Raw genomic sequence first — 2,177 nt, forward strand, 5'->3', positions numbered from 1 at the left:
GATGTAGCCCGACCATTTCTCGCCGGCCATGGCGCGGTTGAGCTCGTCGACAAGCTGCCAGCCCTGCAGGTTCAGCGGCTCGGCCACCGTCACCTTCTGGAACTGGCCGGAGCGGATGCGCTGGTAGGCCGATTCCGAACCGTCGCCCGCCGCGACGTTGATCGGCGCATCGGTGCCGGACTTGCCGGCCGCCGCGAGCGACGGCCCCATAAAGTCGAAATAGAGGTCGTTGATCGCCAGCGAATGGGTCCATTGATCGCCGTATTTCTGCAGCAGCGAGGTGGTGAGCTGCGGCATGCGCTGCGAGGTCTCGGCGATCGGCGTGTCGACATATTCGAGCACCTTCCCGCCGAGATCCTCGATCTCCTTCTTCATCCGGTCCGCCTTGGCGATAGCGATCTGGTAGGTGGAATCGGTGAAGATGATGACGCCGGGCTTGCCCTTGGCGTCGACAAAGGCCCAGTCGGCCGCCGCCTTCGAAACTTGCATTGGATCGGTCGAGACGTTGGCGACGATGCCGAGATCGTCGATCGGGCCGACGGTCGGCGCGGCGTGCCAGGCCACCATCGGGATCTTGGCCGCCTTGGCCTGCTCCATCGCCGGCTTCTGCTCGACGGCGTCGAAGCCGTTGATGATGATGCCATCGGGATTGAGCGCCAGCGCCTGGCCGAAGGCAGCGGTACGGCCGCCGATGGAGCCGGCGCCGTCAAGCGTCTTGACCGTCCACCCCAGGGCGGCAGCGGCTTCCTCGACACCCTTGGTGACGCCGAGGATGCCGCCGTTCTTCATGTCGGCGCCGAGCACGACGATGGTCTTGCCGGCAGCCCCTTTCGGTCCCGTGGTCGGTCCGTCCCACTTCTCGACCTTGCTGGCATATTTATCGACCACCGCTTTGGCGTCGGCCATCGGGTCGGCCAGCGTCGGCGAGGCGATGCCAAGCGCCAGGCAGGCAATTCCGAGCTGTAGGACTGTTCTGCGCTGCATATCGTTTCTCCCATTAAGCATTGTCGGTTGTATTTGTTGATTGGCTGGTGGCTGGTCGGCTGGTGGGCACGGATGCCGGCACCACCGCGCCGCGGCGCCGCTGCGCGTAGCCGGCAATGCCGATCGCGACGAGCAGGGTGACGCCGTTGAACAACGGCTCTACCCAGAACGACCCGCCGAACTGCTGGATGCCGGAAATCCCTACGGCCAGGATAACGACGCCGACGATCGTGCCCCAGACATTGACGCGGCCCGGCTTGATGGTGGTCGATCCGAGGAATGCGCCGACCAGGGCCGGCAGCAGGTATTCGAGGCCAACACTGGCCTGGCCGATCCTGAGCTTCGAGGCCAGCAGCACGCCGCCCAAGGCGGTGAGCGCGCCGGAGGCGACGAAGGCCCCCATGACGAATTTCTGCACCGGAATGCCGTTGAGCGCGGCCGCCTTCGGATTGGCGCCGATGGCGTAGAGGTAGCGGCCAAGCGGCATATATTCGAGCACCAGCCACATCACCAGCGCCAGCACGACCACGTAGTAGCCGGTGATCGGCAGGCCGAACAGCATGGTGCCGTTGAGGGAAAGGAAACCGTCGGGAAGCACGCCGACGACCTGGCGGCCGCCCGTGTACCACATTGCCAAAGCGTAGAGCACCGTGCCGGTGCCGAGTGTGGCGATGAAGGAATCGATGCGCGCCACCTCGACCAGCAGGCCGTTGATGAAGCCGGTGAGCACGCCGAGCAGGATGACGATGAGCACCGCGAGCGGCCAGGGCACGCCGAATGCGGTTTGCAGGCTGATGGCAAGGATGTGCCAGAGCACGATGCCGTAGCCGACGGTGAGGTCGATGCGGCCCGAAGCCATCGGAATCATCGCCGCCAGCGACAAGAGCGCGATGATCGCCTTGTCGGAAACGATCGAGCGCAAATTGAGCAGCGTCGGGAACGTCCGCGGCAGGAGCAGCGAGAAGAGCAGGATCAGGAGCAGCGTCAGGATCGGCAGGCCGTAGACCGGCAGATAGCGCGCCGCCTTCTGGCCGTAGCTCAGTCCGGCGAGCTCCGAACGGGTCGGCTCCAGCGCCGTCGATTTGATCGAGTTCATGGATCCTCCTCAGGCGGCTTCGGACACGGAAGCGGCGCTGATGAGCGCCGCCGTCGTCAAGGCATCGCCGGCGAGCTCGCGCACGATGCGATTGTGC

The 2,177-nt window shown here is 65.2% G+C and carries 2 protein-coding genes; both read right to left on the reverse strand.

All coding sequences use genetic code 11. The annotated features are described in order from the left end of the window. A partial coding sequence (locus EOA60_RS29745) for a substrate-binding domain-containing protein (RefSeq protein WP_128312385.1) occupies positions 1 to 984 on the reverse strand: 984 nt, incomplete at its 3' end. A gap of 13 nt (positions 985 to 997) precedes the next feature. After that, on the reverse strand, positions 998 to 2,080 hold the full coding sequence (locus EOA60_RS29750; protein WP_127334724.1) for an ABC transporter permease: 1,083 nt from the start codon (positions 2,078 to 2,080) through the stop codon (positions 998 to 1,000). Positions 2,081 to 2,177 lie beyond the last annotated feature (97 nt).

Source organism: Mesorhizobium sp. M1A.F.Ca.IN.020.06.1.1, assembly GCF_004023265.1.
In the GTDB taxonomy this organism is placed as follows: Bacteria; Pseudomonadota; Alphaproteobacteria; order Rhizobiales; family Rhizobiaceae; genus Mesorhizobium.